Genomic DNA, 17,155 nt, shown 5'->3' with positions numbered 1-17,155 from the left:
CTTGGTCAAAGGACCTTGCTTAGAAAATCTTTCGTACGGCTGTTTTGCGGGTTACCGAACACTTCTGCAGGCGTCCCCTGCTCGACGATTTGTCCGCCGTCCATAAAGACGATCCGGTCGCCGACTTCCCGGGCAAACCCCATTTCATGCGTTACGATTACCATCGTCATGCCGCCCTCCGCGAGCTTCTTCATGACCTCCAGCACTTCGCCGACCATTTCCGGGTCCAGCGCCGAAGTCGGCTCGTCAAAGAGCATGACGTGGGGCTGCATGGCCAGCGCCCGTGCGATGGCGATCCGCTGCTTCTGTCCGCCTGACAGCTGGGACGGATACGCATCCTTCTTGTCGGATAATCCGACCGTGCGCAGCAGGTCAAGGGCAATCCGTTCCGCCTCGGCCGGCGGCTGCTTTTTCACCTTAACCGGCGCCAGCATGAGGTTCTGCAGCACCGATTTATGCGGGAACAGGTTAAAATGCTGGAACACCATGCCCATTTTTTCGCGTGTGGCATTGATGTTATGGCGTTTGTCCGTAATCGGCTCGCCTTCAAACGTGATCTGTCCCCCTGTCGGGGTTTCGAGCAGATTCAAACAGCGGAGAAAGGTACTTTTTCCCGAGCCGCTGGGGCCGATCACGACGACGACCTCGCCTTTGGCGATGTCGATGTCGATCCCTTTCAGAATCTCCAGCTTGCCGAACGATTTGCGCAAATCTTTAACGCTGATCATCGGTATTCAGCCTCCTTTCAAATGCCCCCAGCAGCTTGGACAAGGTAAACGTCATAATGAAGTAGATGGCTGCAATGACCAGCAGCGGACTGAGGTAATCATACGTAATTCCTTGGATAGCCCCCGACTGGTACATCAAGTCGGTGACGCCGATAAACGATACGATGGATGATTCCTTGATAATCGTAATAAACTCATTGCCGATGGCCGGCAGCACGCTTTTTACAGCTTGGGGCAGCACGATGTACCGCATCGTCATACTGCGCGTCATTCCGAGGGAACGGGCCGCTTCCGACTGGCCCCGGTCCACCCCCTGGATTCCGGCACGGAACACTTCCGCAAGGTACGCGGAGCTGTTAATGGACAACGTAATTGCACCGGACTCGATTGGCGTAAATTTGACCCCGAAGGCCACGAGACCGTAGTGAATAATAAACAGCTGAACAACCATCGGGGTACCGCGGAGAACTTCCACCCATACCGAACCGATCAGCTTCGGCAGCCACAAGCGGGACATCCGCAGCAAGGATATAATAATGCCCAGCACGAAGCCGCAGATGACGCCGATGGCCGCCAGGAGCAGTGTATACTGGATACCTGTCGCAAAATACGTCCGGTATTCCCAAAAAACGGAGAATATATTCATAAAGACCCAAGAACCTCCTTTGTCATCATACCTGCCTGTCCCATCCTTTCCCTGTATACAACAGATCGGGACATTTTTGAAACAAGGTACCCATCATTGAACAGAAAAAATAGCGAATTCGCTTCGCTATTTTATCCGATGTATAAAATGAGAACAGACAGCTTAACCTCTATTTCTGTGCAGCCAAATCGCTCGCTTCGGCAACGTACTGCTCAATCTTGTTTTCGGAATTCAGACGGTCCAGCGTTTTGTTGATTTGGTTCACGAGCTCGGTGTTGCCTTTTTTGATCCCGATCGCGTAGCCGTCTTCCTTATAATCAGGAACCGCATCCGCAATTACCAGACCTTTGACGTTCTTGATGTATGCCTCGGCAACCGGCTTCTCCATGATGGAGGCATCCACGCGGCTCGAGTTCAGCTGCAGCACGATGTCGGAAATTTTGCCCAGACCGGTGATCTTCGCCCCCGGAATCGTCTTGGCGATGTCCTCCTGGATGGAACCCTTCTGAATGCCGAGCGAAGCTCCTTCCAGAGCTTTCATCGTGCTGTATTTGTCTTTGTCAGCCTCTCTGACGACAACGGCCTGCTCCGCCTTATAGTAGTTGTTCGAGAAATCGATTTGTTTCTTTCGTTCTTCGTTTGGTGTAAGGCCCGAAATGACAAAATCTACGCGGCCGGTGGACAGCTCGCCGAGAAGCGCATCAAAGCTCATGTCCTTGACTTCAAGCTGCGCCCCCATGTCTTTGGCGATTTCCTTGGCGATTTCGATATCGAAGCCGACGATTTGGTCCTTGCCGTTCACCATTTTATGAAATTCGTACGGCGGGAAGTCCGCGCTTGTTCCAAGCACGATCGTCTTGCCGCTGGCCGGCTGTTCGCCCGCTGCCGTGCCGCCCTCAGTCGAAGGTTTGCTTCCGCATCCGGCAAGCAGGGAGCCTGCCAGCAGAATGCATGCCGTTAGAATACCCCATCTTTTCATATCTATCTCTCCTGTCCGTTTCAATGATTCTTATTGTTGTTCAAAGGCATGATCCGTATCCGGCCCAGCCCGAAAAACCACGGTTCTAATCATACAATAAAAATGCATGATTATGCAATGACATTTTCATACAGTGGTCAATACATTTCAAAATAGCCAGAATAATGCGGATTACAGTTTTTTAATTCCATTTATTCCTAGTTCTATTGTTTCTTTTAGTCACCTCCCCCTCTTTTTCGGAATAAATATGTATTTACCATTTCAAAGCCCGTCTCCTTCTTAATATCGATGCATAAATCCCTTCAAAAACCTGCACCCTTTGAAAGAAAAGCTTCTTCTTATTATGTAATTACACGCAATGGGGACTCCTACGCAAAAAGTTCACCGAAACGTCAGATGAAGGCGGCAGCCATGGTTCATCATTCCGGGAATGAGGTATTAAATAGCTAGATATTTAGTGGAGGTGTAGTCATGCTGCTGGAAGCTTTATACCATGTCCCCCGGGACAAATGGGCCTATGCATACGATCCGAAGACGATACATCTGCGTGTCCGCACCAAACGAAACGACGTGGATACGGTGGTGGCGATGACCGGAGACAAATACGACTGGGATTCGACCTATTTTGAAATTACGATGGAAAAAGCCGCGACCGACGATATGTTCGATTATTGGGAAGCTGCTGTGCTGCCTAAATACAAGCGTCTTAGCTATGCGTTCCGGATCACTTCCGGCAAGGAAACGATTTACATGCTCGACAACGGGCTGTACCGAAATTGTCCGGCGCCGACGGGCGGCTATTACGAATTTTCTTACATACATGAGATCGACGTGTTTAAGGTGCCGGATTGGGCAAAGGATGCTATTTTTTACCAAATTATGCCCGAACGTTTTGCGAACGGGGATCCAAGCAATGATCCGAAAGGGACACAGCCTTGGGGAGGACAGCCGACAACGGACAATTTCTTCGGCGGCGACCTGCAGGGCGTCCTGGATCATCTGGACGACCTACTCGATCTGGGCATCAATGCGATATATTTCACACCTTTGTTCACGTCGCCGTCGAACCATAAATACGACATCGTCGATTATAAGCAGGTTGATCCGCATTTTGGGGATAACGAGCTGCTCAAGCAGGTCGTGGAAGCCTGTCACAGCAAAGGGATCCGCGTCATGCTCGATGCCGTGTTCAACCACTGCAGCGAACAGTTTCCACCGTTCCAGGACGTCCTCAAGCATGGGGAAAAGTCCAAATATGCCGATTGGTTTCATATCAACCAGTTTCCGGCACGGGTTGAGAACGGGATCGCCACGTATGACACGTTCGGCTTCTTCGGCAATATGCCGAAGTTCAACACGGCCAATCCCGAGGTGAAGCAGTATTTGCTGGACGTTGCCGAGTACTGGATCAAGGAAATCAAGCTGGACGGCTGGAGGCTGGACGTGGCGAACGAGGTCGACCACCATTTTTGGCGGGACTTCCGCATGGTCGTCAAAAACGCCAATCCGGATGCATATATCGTCGGGGAAGTGTGGAGCGATTCCTTGGCCTGGCTGGTCGGAGATCAGTTCGACTCTGTCATGAACTACCCTTTTGCCGACAAGGTGCTGGAGTTTTTCAACGGAGGCATGGACGGACTGACGTTCGCCAACAAAATGGGCACCATTCTGATGCGCTATCCGCAGCAGACGAACGAAGTGGTGTTCAACATGCTGTGCAGCCATGACACACCGCGCCTCTTGACACGTGTCGGGCACGATAAGCGCCGGATGAAGCTGGCGGTCGTCTTCCTGTTCACGTTCATGGGGACGCCATGCATCTTCTACGGCGACGAGGTGGGCCTCACCGGAGGCGGCGATCCGGACTGCCGTAAATGCATGGAGTGGGATCCGAAGAAGCAGGACCGCGAGCTGTACGATTTTTACAAGCTGCTCATCGGTCTGCGCAAAAAAAACAAGGCGCTCCGCGAAGGCCGCTTCCGCTTTTTGAAGGCGGAACCGGGCAATCCCAACATCATTTACGAGCGCATGGACAGCCGGGTTCATTTCACGATTTGGATGAACAACACCGACAAACCGCAAGTGCTGTCCCACCCGATGGTTACGAACGACTGGAAGGACGCCTTATCAGGCGAAAAGGTGCCTACCCAGAACGGAACGATGAACGTCAGTCTGGACCCTTACGGGTACCGGATTTTGTACCGAAATCTCACCAAATAAATCGGTTTCTTCATAACGAAAAGCCTTCCGGAGTTCCGGAAGGCTTTTTCCAAATGGATTCTTAGCGGCTGTGGATATTACCACGGAGCCGGCCTGTACCAGCTCCGTTGCTCAAACGGTGACGCGTTCATAAATGTCCATATACTCCTTGGCGGACATGTTCCAGCTGTAATCCCCGGCAAAGGCGTTCTTGACGATTTTGCTCCAATGCTCCGGCTGTTGGTAAAACGAAGCTGCACGGCGGATCGTATGCATCATATCGTGGGCGTTGAACGCCGTAAAGCTGAAACCGTTGCCCTCGCCCGTAAACTCATTGTAAGACTGCACGGTGTCGTTCAGCCCCCCGGTCTCGCGAACGATCGGGATGCTGCCGTACCGCAGCGCCAGCAGCTGGCTGATGCCGCATGGCTCGAACTTCGACGGCATGAGGAACATGTCGCTGCCTGCATATATTTTGCGTGACAGAGCGTCGCTGAACGTGATCTGCGCCGACATGTTGTCCGGATGCCGCCCTGCCGCTTCGCGGAACCAATGCTCGTAGGCGGAGTCGCCCGTGCCGAGCAAGACGAACTGGAAGCCGTCGTGATCCAGCATTTCGTCCAGCACTCGCGTCACGAGATCCAGTCCCTTGGATTCCACCAGCCGGGTCACCATTGCGATGAGCGGCACGTCCGGCTTAACCGGCAAGCCGAGCTCCTGCTGGAGCCCCGCTTTGTTTTCCCTCTTTTTCGCCAGGTTCGACCGGTATTTTACGTAGAGGCTCGCATCGTTAGCGGGATTGTAGCTCTTCGTATCCACACCGTTTACGATCCCGCTCAGCCGGTCACCGAGCGAATACAGCAGCCCTTCCAGCCCATATCCGTAGTGGGCCGTCTGAATCTCTCTGGCGTAGGTCGGACTCACTGTCGTCACGTGATCGGCGTAGACGATCCCGCCTTTCATAAAGTTGACGTTTCCGTAAAACTCAAGGCCTTCTGGCGTAAAATATTGGTGCCCCAGCTCAAGCAGTTCGCCAAGTACCTCGTAAGGATAAATTCCCTGGTACAGCAAATTATGTATCGTAAACACGGTACGGATGTGCTGGTAGTACTCGTTATGGCGGTAGTGCGCCTGCAGCAACACCGGAATAAGCGCCGTATGCCAGTCATGGCAGTGGAGCACGTCCGGCTCGGAACCGATCAGCGGAAGCACTTCAAGCACGGCCCGGTTGAAAAAGGCGAAGCGTTCGCCGTCGTCCATGTATCCGTACACGCCGTCCCGTCCGAAATAGTATTCGTTATCGAGAAAATATACGGGAATGCCGTCGTACACGAGCTTTTCGATGCCGCAGTATTGATTTCTCCAGCCGACCGGCACTTTTATTTCCGTGAGATGCTGCATTTCATCCTTAAATTGCTTTGGTATCCCTTTATGTTTGGGCAAAATGACCTGCACATCCGCGCCGCTTCGTTTGAGCGCTTTGGGCAGGGCGCCGATTACATCGGCAAGTCCCCCTGTTTTAATAAACGGTGTCGATTCCGCTGCTGCAAATATGACTTTCATCTCTCCTGCCTCCTATTCATTGATCCCGGGCCGTCTTCCGTCACCGGTTTTCTTCCGGTGCCTCTGCCCGATCTTTTCTTTGTCTCTGCAGTAGGCATTTCTAACCCTTCCTTGCCTTTGGACGCCGACACACGGCTGGTTTCACCGGATTTGCCGGACCTTGCCGCGGCACTTCGCTTGCTTGGCTTACTCTCTTTACCCGGAACCGCCTTTTTCGTACGAGGCTGCTCCCTTTTATATATCAGCATACTGAGCGGCGGCAGCGTTAATTCCAGACTGCACGTTTGTTCATGCCAAGGGATCTTCTCCGTCTGCACGGGTTCGGCGCTAAACTCGCCGCTTCCGCCATATCGGGAATCCTCGCTGCAGAACACAGGCACGTACGCGCCGGCCTTGGCAATCCCGATGCGGTAATGCTCACGCCGCACCGGTTGAAAATTAATAATGACGACAAGGGTGTCACCGGCTTTCTTCCCTTTTCTGAGGTACGAAATGACGCTTTGCGTGTTGTCATGCGGCGTGATCCATTGGTACCCTTCAAGCTCATGATCCCGCTCCCACAGCGCAGGTTCGTTCAGATACAGCCGGTTTAATTCCGCGGTATACCGCTGCATGCTGCGGTGGCTCTCGTAATCCAGCAGCAGCCAGTCGAGCTGCTCCTGGTCCTTCCATTCGATAAACTGGCCAAACTCCCCGCCCATGAACAACAGCTTTTTCCCGGGATGGGTCATCTGGTATCCAAGCAGCAGCCTCAGTCCGGCGAACTTCTGCCCGTAATCCCCAGGCATTTTGCTGAGCAGCGATTTTTTGCCGTGAACAACTTCATCATGGGATAAAGGCAGCGCATAATTCTCAGAATAAGCATAAGCAATCGGGAATGTCAGCAGATGATGACGCCCGGGCCGCTGGTCAAACGGCGTTTCTACATAATCCAGCGTGTCGTTCATCCAGCCCATGTTCCATTTGTAATTAAAGCCCAGCCCGCCTTCGTGCACGGGCGCGGTAACCCCGGGCCAAGCGCTGGATTCTTCGGCCATCATCAGCGTATTTGGGAAATAGCTGAACACCACGGTGTTCAGCTGCTGCAGGAAAGCAATCGCCTCGGTGTTCTCGAGACCACCGTTTTCGTTGCGCTGGAACTGTCCTTCCTGCTTCTCGAAATCAAGCCGCAGCATGCTGGTGACCGCGTCGACCCGAAGCCCGTCAATGTGGAACATATCCAGCCAGAACAACGCGTTGGAAATCAGAAACGAGCGGACCTCGGGTTTGCCGAAGTCGAAGCTGAGCGTGCCCCAGCCGGGTTTTTCAGCTTTATAGGCATCGCTGTATTCAAACAGCGGCGTCCCGTCAAACCGGCGGAGTCCGTGGGCGTCCTTGGCGAAATGGGATGGCACCCAGTCCAGGATGACGCCGATATCGGCCTGGTGCAGGGCGTCCACCAAATACATAAAGTCATGCGGCGTCCCATAGCGGCTCGTCACGGCGAAATAGCCCGTTCCCTGATATCCCCAAGATAAATCGTATGGATGCTCCGCAAGCGGCATAAACTCGACATGGGTATAATGCATTTCCTTCAAATATGGAATAAGAAGATCAGCCATTTCCCGGTATGTATAAAAAGTCCCGTCCTCTTTCTGCCGCCACGTACCGAAATGGATCTCATATATATTCAGCGGCTTGCGGTAAGGTGCTTTTCTCTTTCTACGCCAGGGGCCGTCATTCCATACATATCCGGCAAGATCTGTGACCACCGATGCGGTGGCCGGGCGAAGCTCCGACTGAAACGCATAAGGATCGGCCTTCAGGAACCGTTCTCCGCCAGGTCCGGTCATGTCATATTTGTAAAAAGTACCTGAACGGATTCCGGGGAAAAAGCGAGTCCAAAAGCCTGAATCGGGTATCTTATATAACGAATCCTTTTCTCCGTTCCAGTTGTTCCAGCCTGCCGCCAAGCCTACAGCCTGGGCATGGGGCGCCCAGACGGTGAACCGGACGCCTTCCTCGCCTTCTTCCACAGCAGGATGAGCGCCCAACATCCTGTGACTGTGATAGGAGGTCCCTTCATGAAACAAATAGATGTCTTCCGCGGACAGCGGCTGACCCGGCGCCTTATTCATGTTCTCCAAATGATCACCTGCTTTAGGAATATAGTGCATGTAAACCATTACCCCATTGTAGCCAAAATGAAAATAAAAATGACCGCTGAAAGATAAAATTGTAATTTTTCAGTGATATTTCAATATAATCGTTTCAGATGGGCGATAGTCGTTTATTTATGTACTACATTGACAATTTTGAATGGGAGGAAACGACATGAAGAGAAAAGAATGCATCGCCATGTTGCTTGCCGGAGGTGAAGGGCGCAGATTATCACCTCTGACATCGAAACTGGCAAAGCCCGCTGTTCCGTTCGGCGGCCGTTACCGTATTATCGATTTTCCTCTCAGTAACTGCGTAAACTCAGGCATTGACACCATCGGTGTGCTGACGCAGTACGAGGCTGAATCGCTTCATCTGCATATCGGGGAAGGCGAACCATGGGGCCTCCAAAAAAATGGAGAGGACGGAATCACCCTGCTGCCTTCTTACAACACAGGATCTTCTGAATATTTGGGAACTGCTGATGCCATTTATAAAAATATCGAATATATTGACCGTCACCAGCCGGAGCATGTACTGGTTTTGTCCGGTGACCATATTTACCACATGGATTATAAACAAATGCTTCAATTTCACCAAAAGAACGGCGCCAAAGCCACCATCTCTGTTATGGAGGTGCCTTGGGAGGAAGCCAGCCGTTTCGGGGTCATGAGCGTGGACGAATCGCTGCGCATCTCGGACTTTGCCGAGAAACCGGCTGAACCCGAAAGTAACCTGGCATCCATGGGCATCTATTTGTTTGAATGGGAATACCTCCGCAGACATTTGATGGAGGACGCCGCGAATGATGCCTCAAGCCATGACTTCGGCAAGGATATTATTCCGAAGATGCTGGCGGATCAGGATGAACTGTTCGCGTACCGCTTTGACGGGTATTGGAGAGATGTCGGCACTGTTGCCAGCCTTTGGGAAGCACATATGGACCTCTTGTCCGACGATCTGGACTGGAAGCTGCATAACAGTGAATGGCCAATGTACACCCGTCCATGGCGTACGAAGCTCGGATCGACACGGAACCGCAGCGTGATGGCGACCAACTGCCTGATCTCCGAAACGTGCACGTTGGACGGCATAGCACATCAATCCGTCATGTTCTGTGGTGTCGAAGTCGGCAAAATGTCCGAAATTAAGGACAGTGTCGTGATGCCGAACGTCCGGATCGGACGCAACGTGCAGATCGAGCATGCCATTATTGGCGAAGGAGCGATCATAAAAGACGGCGCGGTCATCAAAGGAACGCCGGGTCAGGTAACGGTAGTTGGCCCTTACGAAACCGTTTTGCCGAAACCAAGCATTCGTACCCAGCCTTCCCGACTCCTGCAGGATGTATACGAGAAAACCGGACGCCTGCGTGCCGAAGGCTTATCCTCTTAATACAATATGTGTGAAGATACAAAGAGCGAACCCCTTTTTTCCGGGAGTTCGCTCTTTGATGTGTATGGACTTCATGAAAGTTTCTCGTCTGCGGGAGGCAGCTCGGGTGCACCGTCCGTTTGAGCGGTATTCTCCGGCAGCCGAGGCAGGGACACGACGATCGTCGTCCCCTCCCCCAACGTGCTCTGGATGAGCAAAATTCCTTTATGAAGCTCAACCAGCTGCTGGGAGATGGCTAGCCCAAGACCGGTGCCGCCGTTAAGCGGATCCACCTGAAAGAACCGGTCGCGCACTTTGACCAAGTGGTCCTCGCTGATCCCGATTCCCGTATCCCTCACTTCGGTTACGACATTGTCGCCTTCGAAGTACACGACCAGATCGATTGCCGAATGCTCATGCGAAAATTTGATCGCATTGTCCACCAGGTTCAGGAACACCTGCTTCAAGCGGTTCGCGTCCCCGGCCACGAGCGGTCTATCCTCGGACTTCAGCCGGAGTTCGATCTGCCTGCTCTCCGCCTTCGTCCACAGGTTCAGCATGATTTCCTGGAGCAGCTCTTTGATGTCGACCCGGCCAATCGCAATCTTCATCTCATTCTGCTGCAGTTTGGAGAAGTCGAGGATTTCCTCAACGAGGCCAATCAGGCGCTCGGTCTCCTTCGTAATGATCTCCATGCCGATCCGGGTCTCCTCGGGGTCGTAGCCTCCCGAATTGATCGTTTCGCTCCACCCTTTAATACTCGTCAGCGGCGTCCGCAGCTCGTGCGAAATCGACGAAATGAAATCGTCCTTGACCTGATTGCTCCGGACGATCTCCTGGGCCATATAGTTCAGCGTGGATGCCAGCTCGCCAAGCTCGTACTTGTAGTCGCCCTTGATCCGCTGGTTAAACTTGCCGCGGGCCATCTCGGCGGAGACGGCCGTAATCGTGTTCAGCGGCTGCACGATTGAGTTGGCAAGGCCCATACTGAATACGAGCACGATGGCAAGGACAGCCGCTCCTACGCCCGTGGCCAGCATGGTTAGATTAAACAATTTATCGTTGACCGTTTCCAGCGAGGTGACATAACGGACGATATAGCCATCCTGCCCGCTGCTCTGCTCCAGCTTCGACACGGCCATGACATTCTCGCCGGTGCTGGCCTGACGCCCGACCCAACGGCCGACGTTGCCGGACAGCGCCTGGGAAATATCGGCCGTCTTCACAGACATATCGGGCTGAAACTCGGAAGAGTTGATCAGCACGTTACCCTGGGTATCCAGAATTTGCACGTTGGCCGAGTTCAGATCGTAGTAGGTCAGCATGGAAGCCAGGTCGCGGTTTCCGTCAAGTCCCGGGTTGATCCGCTGGTAATAATAATCCTCCACATTGTCGATATGGTTTTTAATATGACTATAAATGCTGTCATAGTAATACGTTCTTATGGCTAATAAAAAAATGACTTCCGCCAGCAGAAGCGCCGAGAACACTACGATAAAGTAGTGCAGGACAATCTGCCTGCGTATGCCTTTCTTGATCATTGTCCCTGACCCTTCCATTTATAACCGTGGCCCCATACGGTCTGTAAAAATTCGGGGTCCGACGGATTCTCCTCGATTTTTTGGCGGAGACGGCGGATGTTCACGTCCACGATTTTAGGATCGCCCATATATTCTTTGCCCCATACATGATCGAGCAGTACGTCCCTGCTGAGAGGCGTATTTTCTTTTTCGAGGAAAAATTGGATCAGCGAAAATTCCGTCGGCGTCAGTTCGATCGCATGCCCGTTCTTCTTGAACTGCTTGGAGATCAGGTCCAGGCTGAACGGACCGGAGTGAAAGCTGACCTTCGCCGTTGTTTCGCGGTGAACGTTCACCCGGCGCAGCAGCGATTGAATCCGTGCGATGAGTTCGGTCGGACTGAACGGCTTGCTCACATGGTCGTCCGCCCCGACGGACAGAGCGTACACCTTGTCCTGCTCCTGCACTTTCGCTGTCAAAAAGATAATACCGATCCGTTCGTTCGTTTCCCGGATACGGCGGCATACCTCAAAACCGTCGATCCCCGGAACCATAACGTCCAGCAGTGCGATATCGATATCGGGATTGGACGTCAGTTTATCGAGCGCCTCGTTCCCGTTTGCCGCCTCCAGCACATCGAAGCCGTTGCGTTTCAAGTTGATCACAATAAAACTGCGGATGGAATCCTCGTCTTCCAAAATTAAAACTTTACTCACTGATCTTTTCCTTCCTTTCAATCGGGGGTACCTCGTTCTTCAGCTGCTTTTTGCTGTTATCGATATCAAAGTCCCCGTATTTCTTGTAGCCGATCACCTTGTCGTTCGTCCGGTACAGGTACTTCCATTCATCATGCTGTTTATCCCACTCGGCCAGGGTGAAAAATTTGATCTCGGCCACCGTTTTGCCGGTATCGACCATCACGAAGCGCAAATACTGGTTCTTGATGGACTTGGTGTCCACCGTCACCTTGTTATGCCACTCCGGCGGGAAGAAGCCCAGCTCGAAGCCGTTCTGTAAATCACGATATTGCTCAGCTACGAATTTTAGTCCTTGTTTGCCGTCCCACTGCGAATATACGAAGAAGTTCGGAATTTCATCCGGCTTGAAATAGTTCCAGCCGATCGGCGGCTCTACGGTGCCGATTTCGATGATCCCATCGTTGTTCACGTCGCCGCTCTTGACCGGCAGATCCTTGAATGTGGTGTCCTGATTGCCTCCGAACACGGACTTCAGCTTCCCGTCCTCCATCACGATGATGTTGGAATAAGAGGCGTCTCCCCCGCCGATCGAGGTATCGATCACAATGCCTTCCTTGGCTTTACCTTCTGGATCCTTATAGACATTACCTGCGACAATATTGTAATAATTCGAAACGTACGGATCCATATCCAGCTTGTCAATTTCGACATAGCTGCCTTCTTCATACTGGTATGTCGCCACAAACGCCTGATCATTCTGCTTCAGGTTGATAATCGTCAGGTCGTTCTTTTTGTCCCCGTTCAGGTCCATAATGACGAAATTGGTGTAATCCTGCATCAGGTCTTTCTTGATGCTGCCCTCCGTGTACGTATAGACGTACAAACGGTTCACAGGGTTTTCGTCCCTTCTGGAATATCCGGCGATAATATCCGGTTTGCCGTCATTGTTCAGGTCCTTGAACTGAAGAGATTCCAGTACCCTTCCCTCTCCGTCGAAAGATGTTACCTTCGTCCATGTTCCGTTGACCAGCTTGAAAATCATGCAGTGGATGACCACCTGCTGATCCGGCGTTTCGTAGAATACGACCGCCTCGTTGACCTTATCTCCGTCCAGATCGACGAAATGGATCAGGTTTGTGTCGGTTTCTTCCCTCGAGCGGATGAGATCCGCTCCATCGGGAAGCTGCGCGTGGATGATCGAGCTCAGCGTCTCTTTATCCGCAGACAGCATCGGCGTCTTCATCAAGCTGACCGGGTCGCTGATAAACGTGCAGCCGCCCAGCACAAACGTCAGCAGGACCGCAGCTGCAGCACGTATCCAGTTTGTCTTCAACAAATGCATTGCATCACTCTTTTCTATACCAAGCCCGCAAGCGGGCGCAAAGTCTAAATCATATTCTTTTCCCTCATCGTCAGACGGCGGCCGCGGATGTCGAATGCGACCTCCCCGCCAGACAACCCGACGATACGGGTGGCAAATTTCTCGGCGAGCTCAATCGGAAGCACGGAAATGACGGTGACGCGCTCCTCCTCGCACAGATTTTTCAGCGTTTCCATGACGCTTTCCGCCGATTTCGGGTCCAGCCCGACCACCGGCTCATCGGCGAGAATAACCTTGGCCCCATGAACCAAGGCCCTTGCGATGGCTATGCGCTGCTTTTCACCGCCGCTCAGCGTGCCCGCCTTCATACGGGCTTTATCCAAGAGACCCATCTGCTCGATGACGTCCATCGCGCCCATATAATCGTCCGAGCGGACCATCCCCGTCACCATGCGCCAAAGCGGCGTCTGACTGGCTTGGCCGATCAGCACGTTCTTCAGTCCGGTCCGGTTCGGATAGAGCTGGGGATTCTGCTCTAAGTATGCCCATTCGCGTCTAATTTTTCGTTTTCCGCCGAGAGGTTCCTTCAGCACATCCTGGCCGTCGATGACAAACGTCCCTCCGTCCCATTTTTCCTTCAGCGCCAGGCACCGCAGCAGCATGCTCTTGCCGCTTCCACTGGCACCGACAACGGCGATAAGCTCGCCCTTCTGGATATCGAGGGATACCCCTTTGAGTATCGGAATTCTGTCCACACCGACTGACTTGGTTAAATGCTGAATTCGTATCATGACATTTCTCCTCTTGTCCTGTGATCTCTATCTCTTCTTGGGTTTGAACAATACGTTTCTATTATATCGATTATATAGAGTTTTCGCACATTATTGAACCTTTTGGGAAAAACTATTCTATAGCGGCTCCTGACTGCGTCCCCCCGAAGTTCGAAAGGCGGTGCCGACGGCGCCGAATATGGCGAAGGCGAGGCCCATCACGATGAACATGCCTCCGTTCCACCCATACTGCATCAGGGTCCCCCCGATGTTCGGCCCTGCGATGCTGCCTATATTAAATTGAAAGGATGCGACGACATTCGCTGCGGGAAGCAGCGCCTTCGGGAGAATATCCGCCGCGTAGGCCAGGCCAAGCGAAAAAAACGAGCCGACCATGCCCCCCGCCAGGCACAGGAGCAGAACGAGCCAGGCTGTCGCCGTTCCTGCCAGCGGCACGGCCATAAAGGCTGCGCCGCCGATGAGGCCGCAGGCGATGAGCACGTTTTTGCGGCCGAAGCGGTCGCTCAGCATGCCGAGCGGCAGCTGCAGAATCAATCCGCCGATGCCGATGAACGGAAGCAGGAACGCGATCTGGGACTCGCCCATCCCTGTTCTTAGCCCGTAGACCGGAAAATTGCTGTTAATCCCGGCTTCCATGTACCCGTACAGCAATGCGGGTAGAAGGGCGTACCAGGCGAGTGCATAGCTTCGGCGGAAGCGCCGCGGAGGCTGCGCCTCCCCTTCCGTCCGCTCCGGGCGGAAATCGGGCAGCTTCGCCAAGACCAGCAAAAGCACGAGCAGCATCAGCAGCGCCAGCACGATGAAGGGCACTGCATTTCCGAACTTCAGCAGCTGGATGCCCAGCGGCCCGAAGCTGAAGCCCAGGCCATACGACATGCCGTACAGCGAAAGGTTTCGGCCCCGGTATTCGGCCGGCGTGACCATCAGTACCCATAATTGGGCAGCATAATGAACGGCGCTGTCTCCGATGCCGACGAGCAGCCTTAAGACAAACCACACTTTTACGCTCGGCACAAGCGGAAACAATATGACGGAGACGAGCACGAGCACGAGGCCGGCGCTCACCAGCTTCTTAAAGCCAAGCGCGCCCAGCGTCCGCTCGGCGACAAGCGTCATGGCGAACGATCCGACGTACAGGGCGGCTGCGTTTAATCCGTTGACGGAAGACGATACGCCCATTTGCTCCAAAAATATGGACAGGACCGGCAGCAGCAGCCCTTGACTGAGCCCTGCCGCAACGATCACGGTGATCAGAATGAGGTAATGAATAGATAATCCGCGATTGCTGTCGTTCTGTGTTGACAATGAAAATATCCTCCTTGAGTGCAAATCCGTTCAAACTCCCTGAACATTATAGTGGACAACCCTGCTATCAACAAGCCATAATGGAATGAGCGCACAGATTTCATAGGAGGTTATTGGTTTCATGAACTATGAAGTAAAGGTTGACGTTTCACCGATTTACGAGCTGCTTAGCAGCTTTATGGTGTACATTTCGAAGAAATGGATTCGCAACCTCGACATCGGGCCCGAATGGATCGGTGAAGTGAGCGGCAAGCTTCCACCTGAAGTGACGTCCGCCCTAGGGCCGGCCGCAGCTTGGCCATTCGACGATTACGACGTGCTGTATGCCTGGGCGATTCACCGCGCAAACGGCGATACCGTCCGCGCCTTTTTGGATTGTCTGCATGAAACGCCGGCAGAGGTGCTGTACGAAGCCGCCTCCCCTTACCTGCCTTCTTTAACCGTAAAGGAAGCTGAACGAATTCGTGATTCATATACACCGCTGCTCGAGTTATGGTATGAGCATTATTTCAAGCATGAGGAACCCGCCATTATCCCGCTGATCGAAGAGGATGCGGAGGAGAAGTGCATGCTGCTGACCAAAATGGAGCCCCATAGCCTGGTGGAGTACGCTTCCGGCGGGCTCGTGGTTGAAGACGTTCCCGGGCTGGAGACCATCGTGTTATTCCCGACCGTGCACAACCGCCCGATCAACGTTTACTGCTTTTACCGGAAAATGATGCTGATCCAGTATCCTGTCGACGTCCCTGAAGAACAGGAGGATGAGCCGCCGACCTGCCTGCTGCGCATGACGCATGCGCTGGCTGATCCGCAGCGGCTGCGCCTGCTGCGGTATGCGGCGGAGAAGCCGCGTTCCCTGGACGATATGATGCGGGATCTGAACCAGACCCAGGAGCTGCTTAAGCACCATTTGATGATCCTCAGGGTAGCCGGTCTACTGCGCATCCATTTGGGTTCCTACAACACCGAGAAATTCAGCATTCGTCCGGACGGAGCGGCGGAGCTTCAGATGTTTCTGGAGTCCTACATCCGTCTTTAAGGAGTGACCTAACGTGAAAGCACCTGAGCAGCATATTCTGTTCGATCTGGATGACACGCTGATCCACTGCAACAAGTATTTCGGCATCGTCCTCGGGGAGTTTTTTGAATGGGTACAACAATGGTTTGAGCCCCACCAGATCAAAACAGAAGAGATTCGCAGCAAGCAAATCGAAATCGACGTCGCGGCCGTCAGCCAAGCTGGCTTCAGCAGCGGCATCTTCCCCAAATCGCTGATCGAAACATACCGCTTCTTCAGCCGCAAGTTTAACCGCCCCGTTCAGCCGGACGAAGAAAAGCAGCTGATGGAGCTCGGCTTGAGCGTGTACGAGCAGGAAGTGGAGCCCTATCCGGGCATGGTGGAGACGCTGGAGTCGCTGAAATCGAAGGGACATCACCTGTACTTATATACCGGCGGGGAAACGGCGATACAGCAGCGGAAGATTGACCAGATGAAGCTGAGCCAGTACTTCGACGACCGGATCTACATTACGCAGCACAAAAACGAAGCGACGCTGGAGAACATCCTGAAGCAGGGCGGCTTCTACCGCCCTTCCACCTGGATGATCGGCAACTCCCTGCGCACCGATGTGATGCCGGCATTATCGGCAGGAATCCACAGCATCTATATCAAACAGCAGAACGAATGGATTTATAACATGGTGGAGTTGCAGAAGAAACCGGACAGCTCCCTGTACACGGTCACAAGCATCGAGGAAGTTCCCGAGGTTATCCACAGCAAGAGCATCGTAACTTCCGCGAACGCCTTGAGACAGTGAATGTGCCGCCTCTATAAAAAAGGCAAAAAAAGAGCGGGCCCGCCAGGGTCCGTTCTTTTTGGTTTGATTTTGGTT

14 protein-coding genes are annotated in these 17,155 nt (G+C 53.1%); 4 read left to right on the top strand and 10 right to left on the bottom strand.

The features are described from left to right. Nucleotides 1–5: 5 nt before the first annotated feature. From ABID47_RS04495 to ABID47_RS04485, 3 genes are all read right to left on the bottom strand, one after another. Nucleotides 6–728 carry an amino acid ABC transporter ATP-binding protein gene (locus ABID47_RS04495; protein WP_076171392.1) on the bottom strand — a complete coding sequence of 241 codons (723 nt, stop codon included), beginning with the start codon at nt 726–728 and terminating at the stop codon, nt 6–8. Further along, complete coding sequence (locus ABID47_RS04490; protein ID WP_212984223.1) at nt 715–1,374, bottom strand: amino acid ABC transporter permease; 660 nt, start codon at nt 1,372–1,374, stop codon at nt 715–717. Before ABID47_RS04490 ends, ABID47_RS04495 begins: the two co-directional genes overlap by 14 nt. A gap of 169 nt (nt 1,375–1,543) precedes the next feature. Continuing rightward, nucleotides 1,544–2,353 carry a transporter substrate-binding domain-containing protein gene (locus tag ABID47_RS04485; RefSeq protein WP_354495050.1) on the bottom strand — a complete coding sequence of 270 codons (810 nt, stop codon included), beginning with the start codon at nt 2,351–2,353 and terminating at the stop codon, nt 1,544–1,546. Nucleotides 2,354–2,824: 471 nt separating this feature from the next. On the opposite strand from ABID47_RS04485, the gene ABID47_RS04480 reads away from it, so the two are divergent. Next, on the top strand, nt 2,825–4,573 hold the full coding sequence (locus ABID47_RS04480) for an alpha-glycosidase (protein ID WP_354495049.1): 1,749 nt from the start codon (nt 2,825–2,827) through the stop codon (nt 4,571–4,573). Nucleotides 4,574–4,684: 111 nt separating this feature from the next. Here ABID47_RS04480 and glgA read toward each other — a convergent pair whose 3' ends face one another. After that, nucleotides 4,685–6,115, bottom strand: coding sequence for a glycogen synthase GlgA (gene glgA, locus ABID47_RS04475; RefSeq protein WP_354495048.1), 1,431 nt, complete (start codon nt 6,113–6,115; stop codon nt 4,685–4,687). Continuing rightward, nucleotides 6,112–8,232, bottom strand: coding sequence for a 1,4-alpha-glucan branching protein GlgB (gene glgB, locus ABID47_RS04470; protein ID WP_354495712.1), 2,121 nt, complete (start codon nt 8,230–8,232; stop codon nt 6,112–6,114). Before glgB ends, glgA begins: the two co-directional genes overlap by 4 nt. Nucleotides 8,233–8,428: 196 nt before the next feature. Here glgB and ABID47_RS04465 point away from each other — a divergent pair, with 196 nt between their 5' ends. Continuing rightward, the gene (locus tag ABID47_RS04465) at nt 8,429–9,649 is read left to right on the top strand and encodes a glucose-1-phosphate adenylyltransferase (RefSeq protein WP_212984227.1); all 1,221 of its coding nucleotides are present in this window, start codon (nt 8,429–8,431) and stop codon (nt 9,647–9,649) included. A 71-nt stretch (nt 9,650–9,720) separates the two neighbouring features. Here ABID47_RS04465 and ABID47_RS04460 read toward each other — a convergent pair whose 3' ends face one another. From ABID47_RS04460 to ABID47_RS04440, 5 genes are all read right to left on the bottom strand, one after another. Further along, a complete protein-coding gene (locus tag ABID47_RS04460; RefSeq protein ID WP_076171378.1) occupies nt 9,721–11,169 on the bottom strand; it encodes a sensor histidine kinase in 1,449 nt (482 codons plus the stop codon). Continuing rightward, nucleotides 11,166–11,864 carry a response regulator transcription factor gene (locus ABID47_RS04455; RefSeq protein ID WP_076171376.1) on the bottom strand — a complete coding sequence of 233 codons (699 nt, stop codon included), beginning with the start codon at nt 11,862–11,864 and terminating at the stop codon, nt 11,166–11,168. Before ABID47_RS04455 ends, ABID47_RS04460 begins: the two co-directional genes overlap by 4 nt. Further along, nucleotides 11,857–13,188 carry an FG-GAP repeat domain-containing protein gene (locus ABID47_RS04450; protein ID WP_354495047.1) on the bottom strand — a complete coding sequence of 444 codons (1,332 nt, stop codon included), beginning with the start codon at nt 13,186–13,188 and terminating at the stop codon, nt 11,857–11,859. Before ABID47_RS04450 ends, ABID47_RS04455 begins: the two co-directional genes overlap by 8 nt. Before the next feature lie 44 nt (nt 13,189–13,232). Next, nucleotides 13,233–13,958 (bottom strand): phosphonate ABC transporter ATP-binding protein, encoded by a 726-nt coding sequence (locus ABID47_RS04445; RefSeq protein ID WP_076171370.1) that lies wholly within the window; start codon nt 13,956–13,958, stop codon nt 13,233–13,235. A gap of 117 nt (nt 13,959–14,075) precedes the next feature. Next, nucleotides 14,076–15,263 (bottom strand): MFS transporter, encoded by a 1,188-nt coding sequence (locus ABID47_RS04440; protein WP_354495046.1) that lies wholly within the window; start codon nt 15,261–15,263, stop codon nt 14,076–14,078. A gap of 121 nt (nt 15,264–15,384) precedes the next feature. Here ABID47_RS04440 and ABID47_RS04435 point away from each other — a divergent pair, with 121 nt between their 5' ends. Both ABID47_RS04435 and ABID47_RS04430 read left to right on the top strand, forming a co-directional pair. Continuing rightward, complete coding sequence (locus tag ABID47_RS04435) at nt 15,385–16,302, top strand: ArsR/SmtB family transcription factor (RefSeq protein ID WP_145132321.1); 918 nt, start codon at nt 15,385–15,387, stop codon at nt 16,300–16,302. Nucleotides 16,303–16,315: 13 nt separating this feature from the next. Further along, nucleotides 16,316–17,080 (top strand): HAD family hydrolase, encoded by a 765-nt coding sequence (locus ABID47_RS04430; protein WP_354495045.1) that lies wholly within the window; start codon nt 16,316–16,318, stop codon nt 17,078–17,080. The last annotated feature ends 75 nt before the right edge of the window (nt 17,081–17,155 follow it).

The sequence above is a fragment of the Paenibacillus favisporus genome (assembly GCF_040545415.1).
GTDB lineage: Bacteria > Bacillota > Bacilli > Paenibacillales > Paenibacillaceae > Paenibacillus_AQ > Paenibacillus_AQ favisporus.
Note: the sequence above shows the minus strand (reverse complement) of the source record. Positions and strands in the feature narration are given on the sequence as shown.

Coding starts and splice junctions, on each gene's coding strand:
- glgA (WP_354495048.1), bottom strand. CDS start 6,115: ATGAAAGTCATATTTGCAGCAGCGGAATCGACACCGTTTATTAAAACA.
- ABID47_RS04435 (WP_145132321.1), top strand. CDS start 15,385: ATGAACTATGAAGTAAAGGTTGACGTTTCACCGATTTACGAGCTGCTT.
- ABID47_RS04495 (WP_076171392.1), bottom strand. CDS start 728: ATGATCAGCGTTAAAGATTTGCGCAAATCGTTCGGCAAGCTGGAGATT.
- ABID47_RS04460 (WP_076171378.1), bottom strand. CDS start 11,169: ATGATCAAGAAAGGCATACGCAGGCAGATTGTCCTGCACTACTTTATC.
- ABID47_RS04445 (WP_076171370.1), bottom strand. CDS start 13,958: ATGATACGAATTCAGCATTTAACCAAGTCAGTCGGTGTGGACAGAATT.
- ABID47_RS04450 (WP_354495047.1), bottom strand. CDS start 13,188: ATGCATTTGTTGAAGACAAACTGGATACGTGCTGCAGCTGCGGTCCTG.
- ABID47_RS04485 (WP_354495050.1), bottom strand. CDS start 2,353: ATGAAAAGATGGGGTATTCTAACGGCATGCATTCTGCTGGCAGGCTCC.
- ABID47_RS04465 (WP_212984227.1), top strand. CDS start 8,429: ATGAAGAGAAAAGAATGCATCGCCATGTTGCTTGCCGGAGGTGAAGGG.
- glgB (WP_354495712.1), bottom strand. CDS start 8,232: ATGAATAAGGCGCCGGGTCAGCCGCTGTCCGCGGAAGACATCTATTTG.
- ABID47_RS04490 (WP_212984223.1), bottom strand. CDS start 1,374: ATGAATATATTCTCCGTTTTTTGGGAATACCGGACGTATTTTGCGACA.
- ABID47_RS04480 (WP_354495049.1), top strand. CDS start 2,825: ATGCTGCTGGAAGCTTTATACCATGTCCCCCGGGACAAATGGGCCTAT.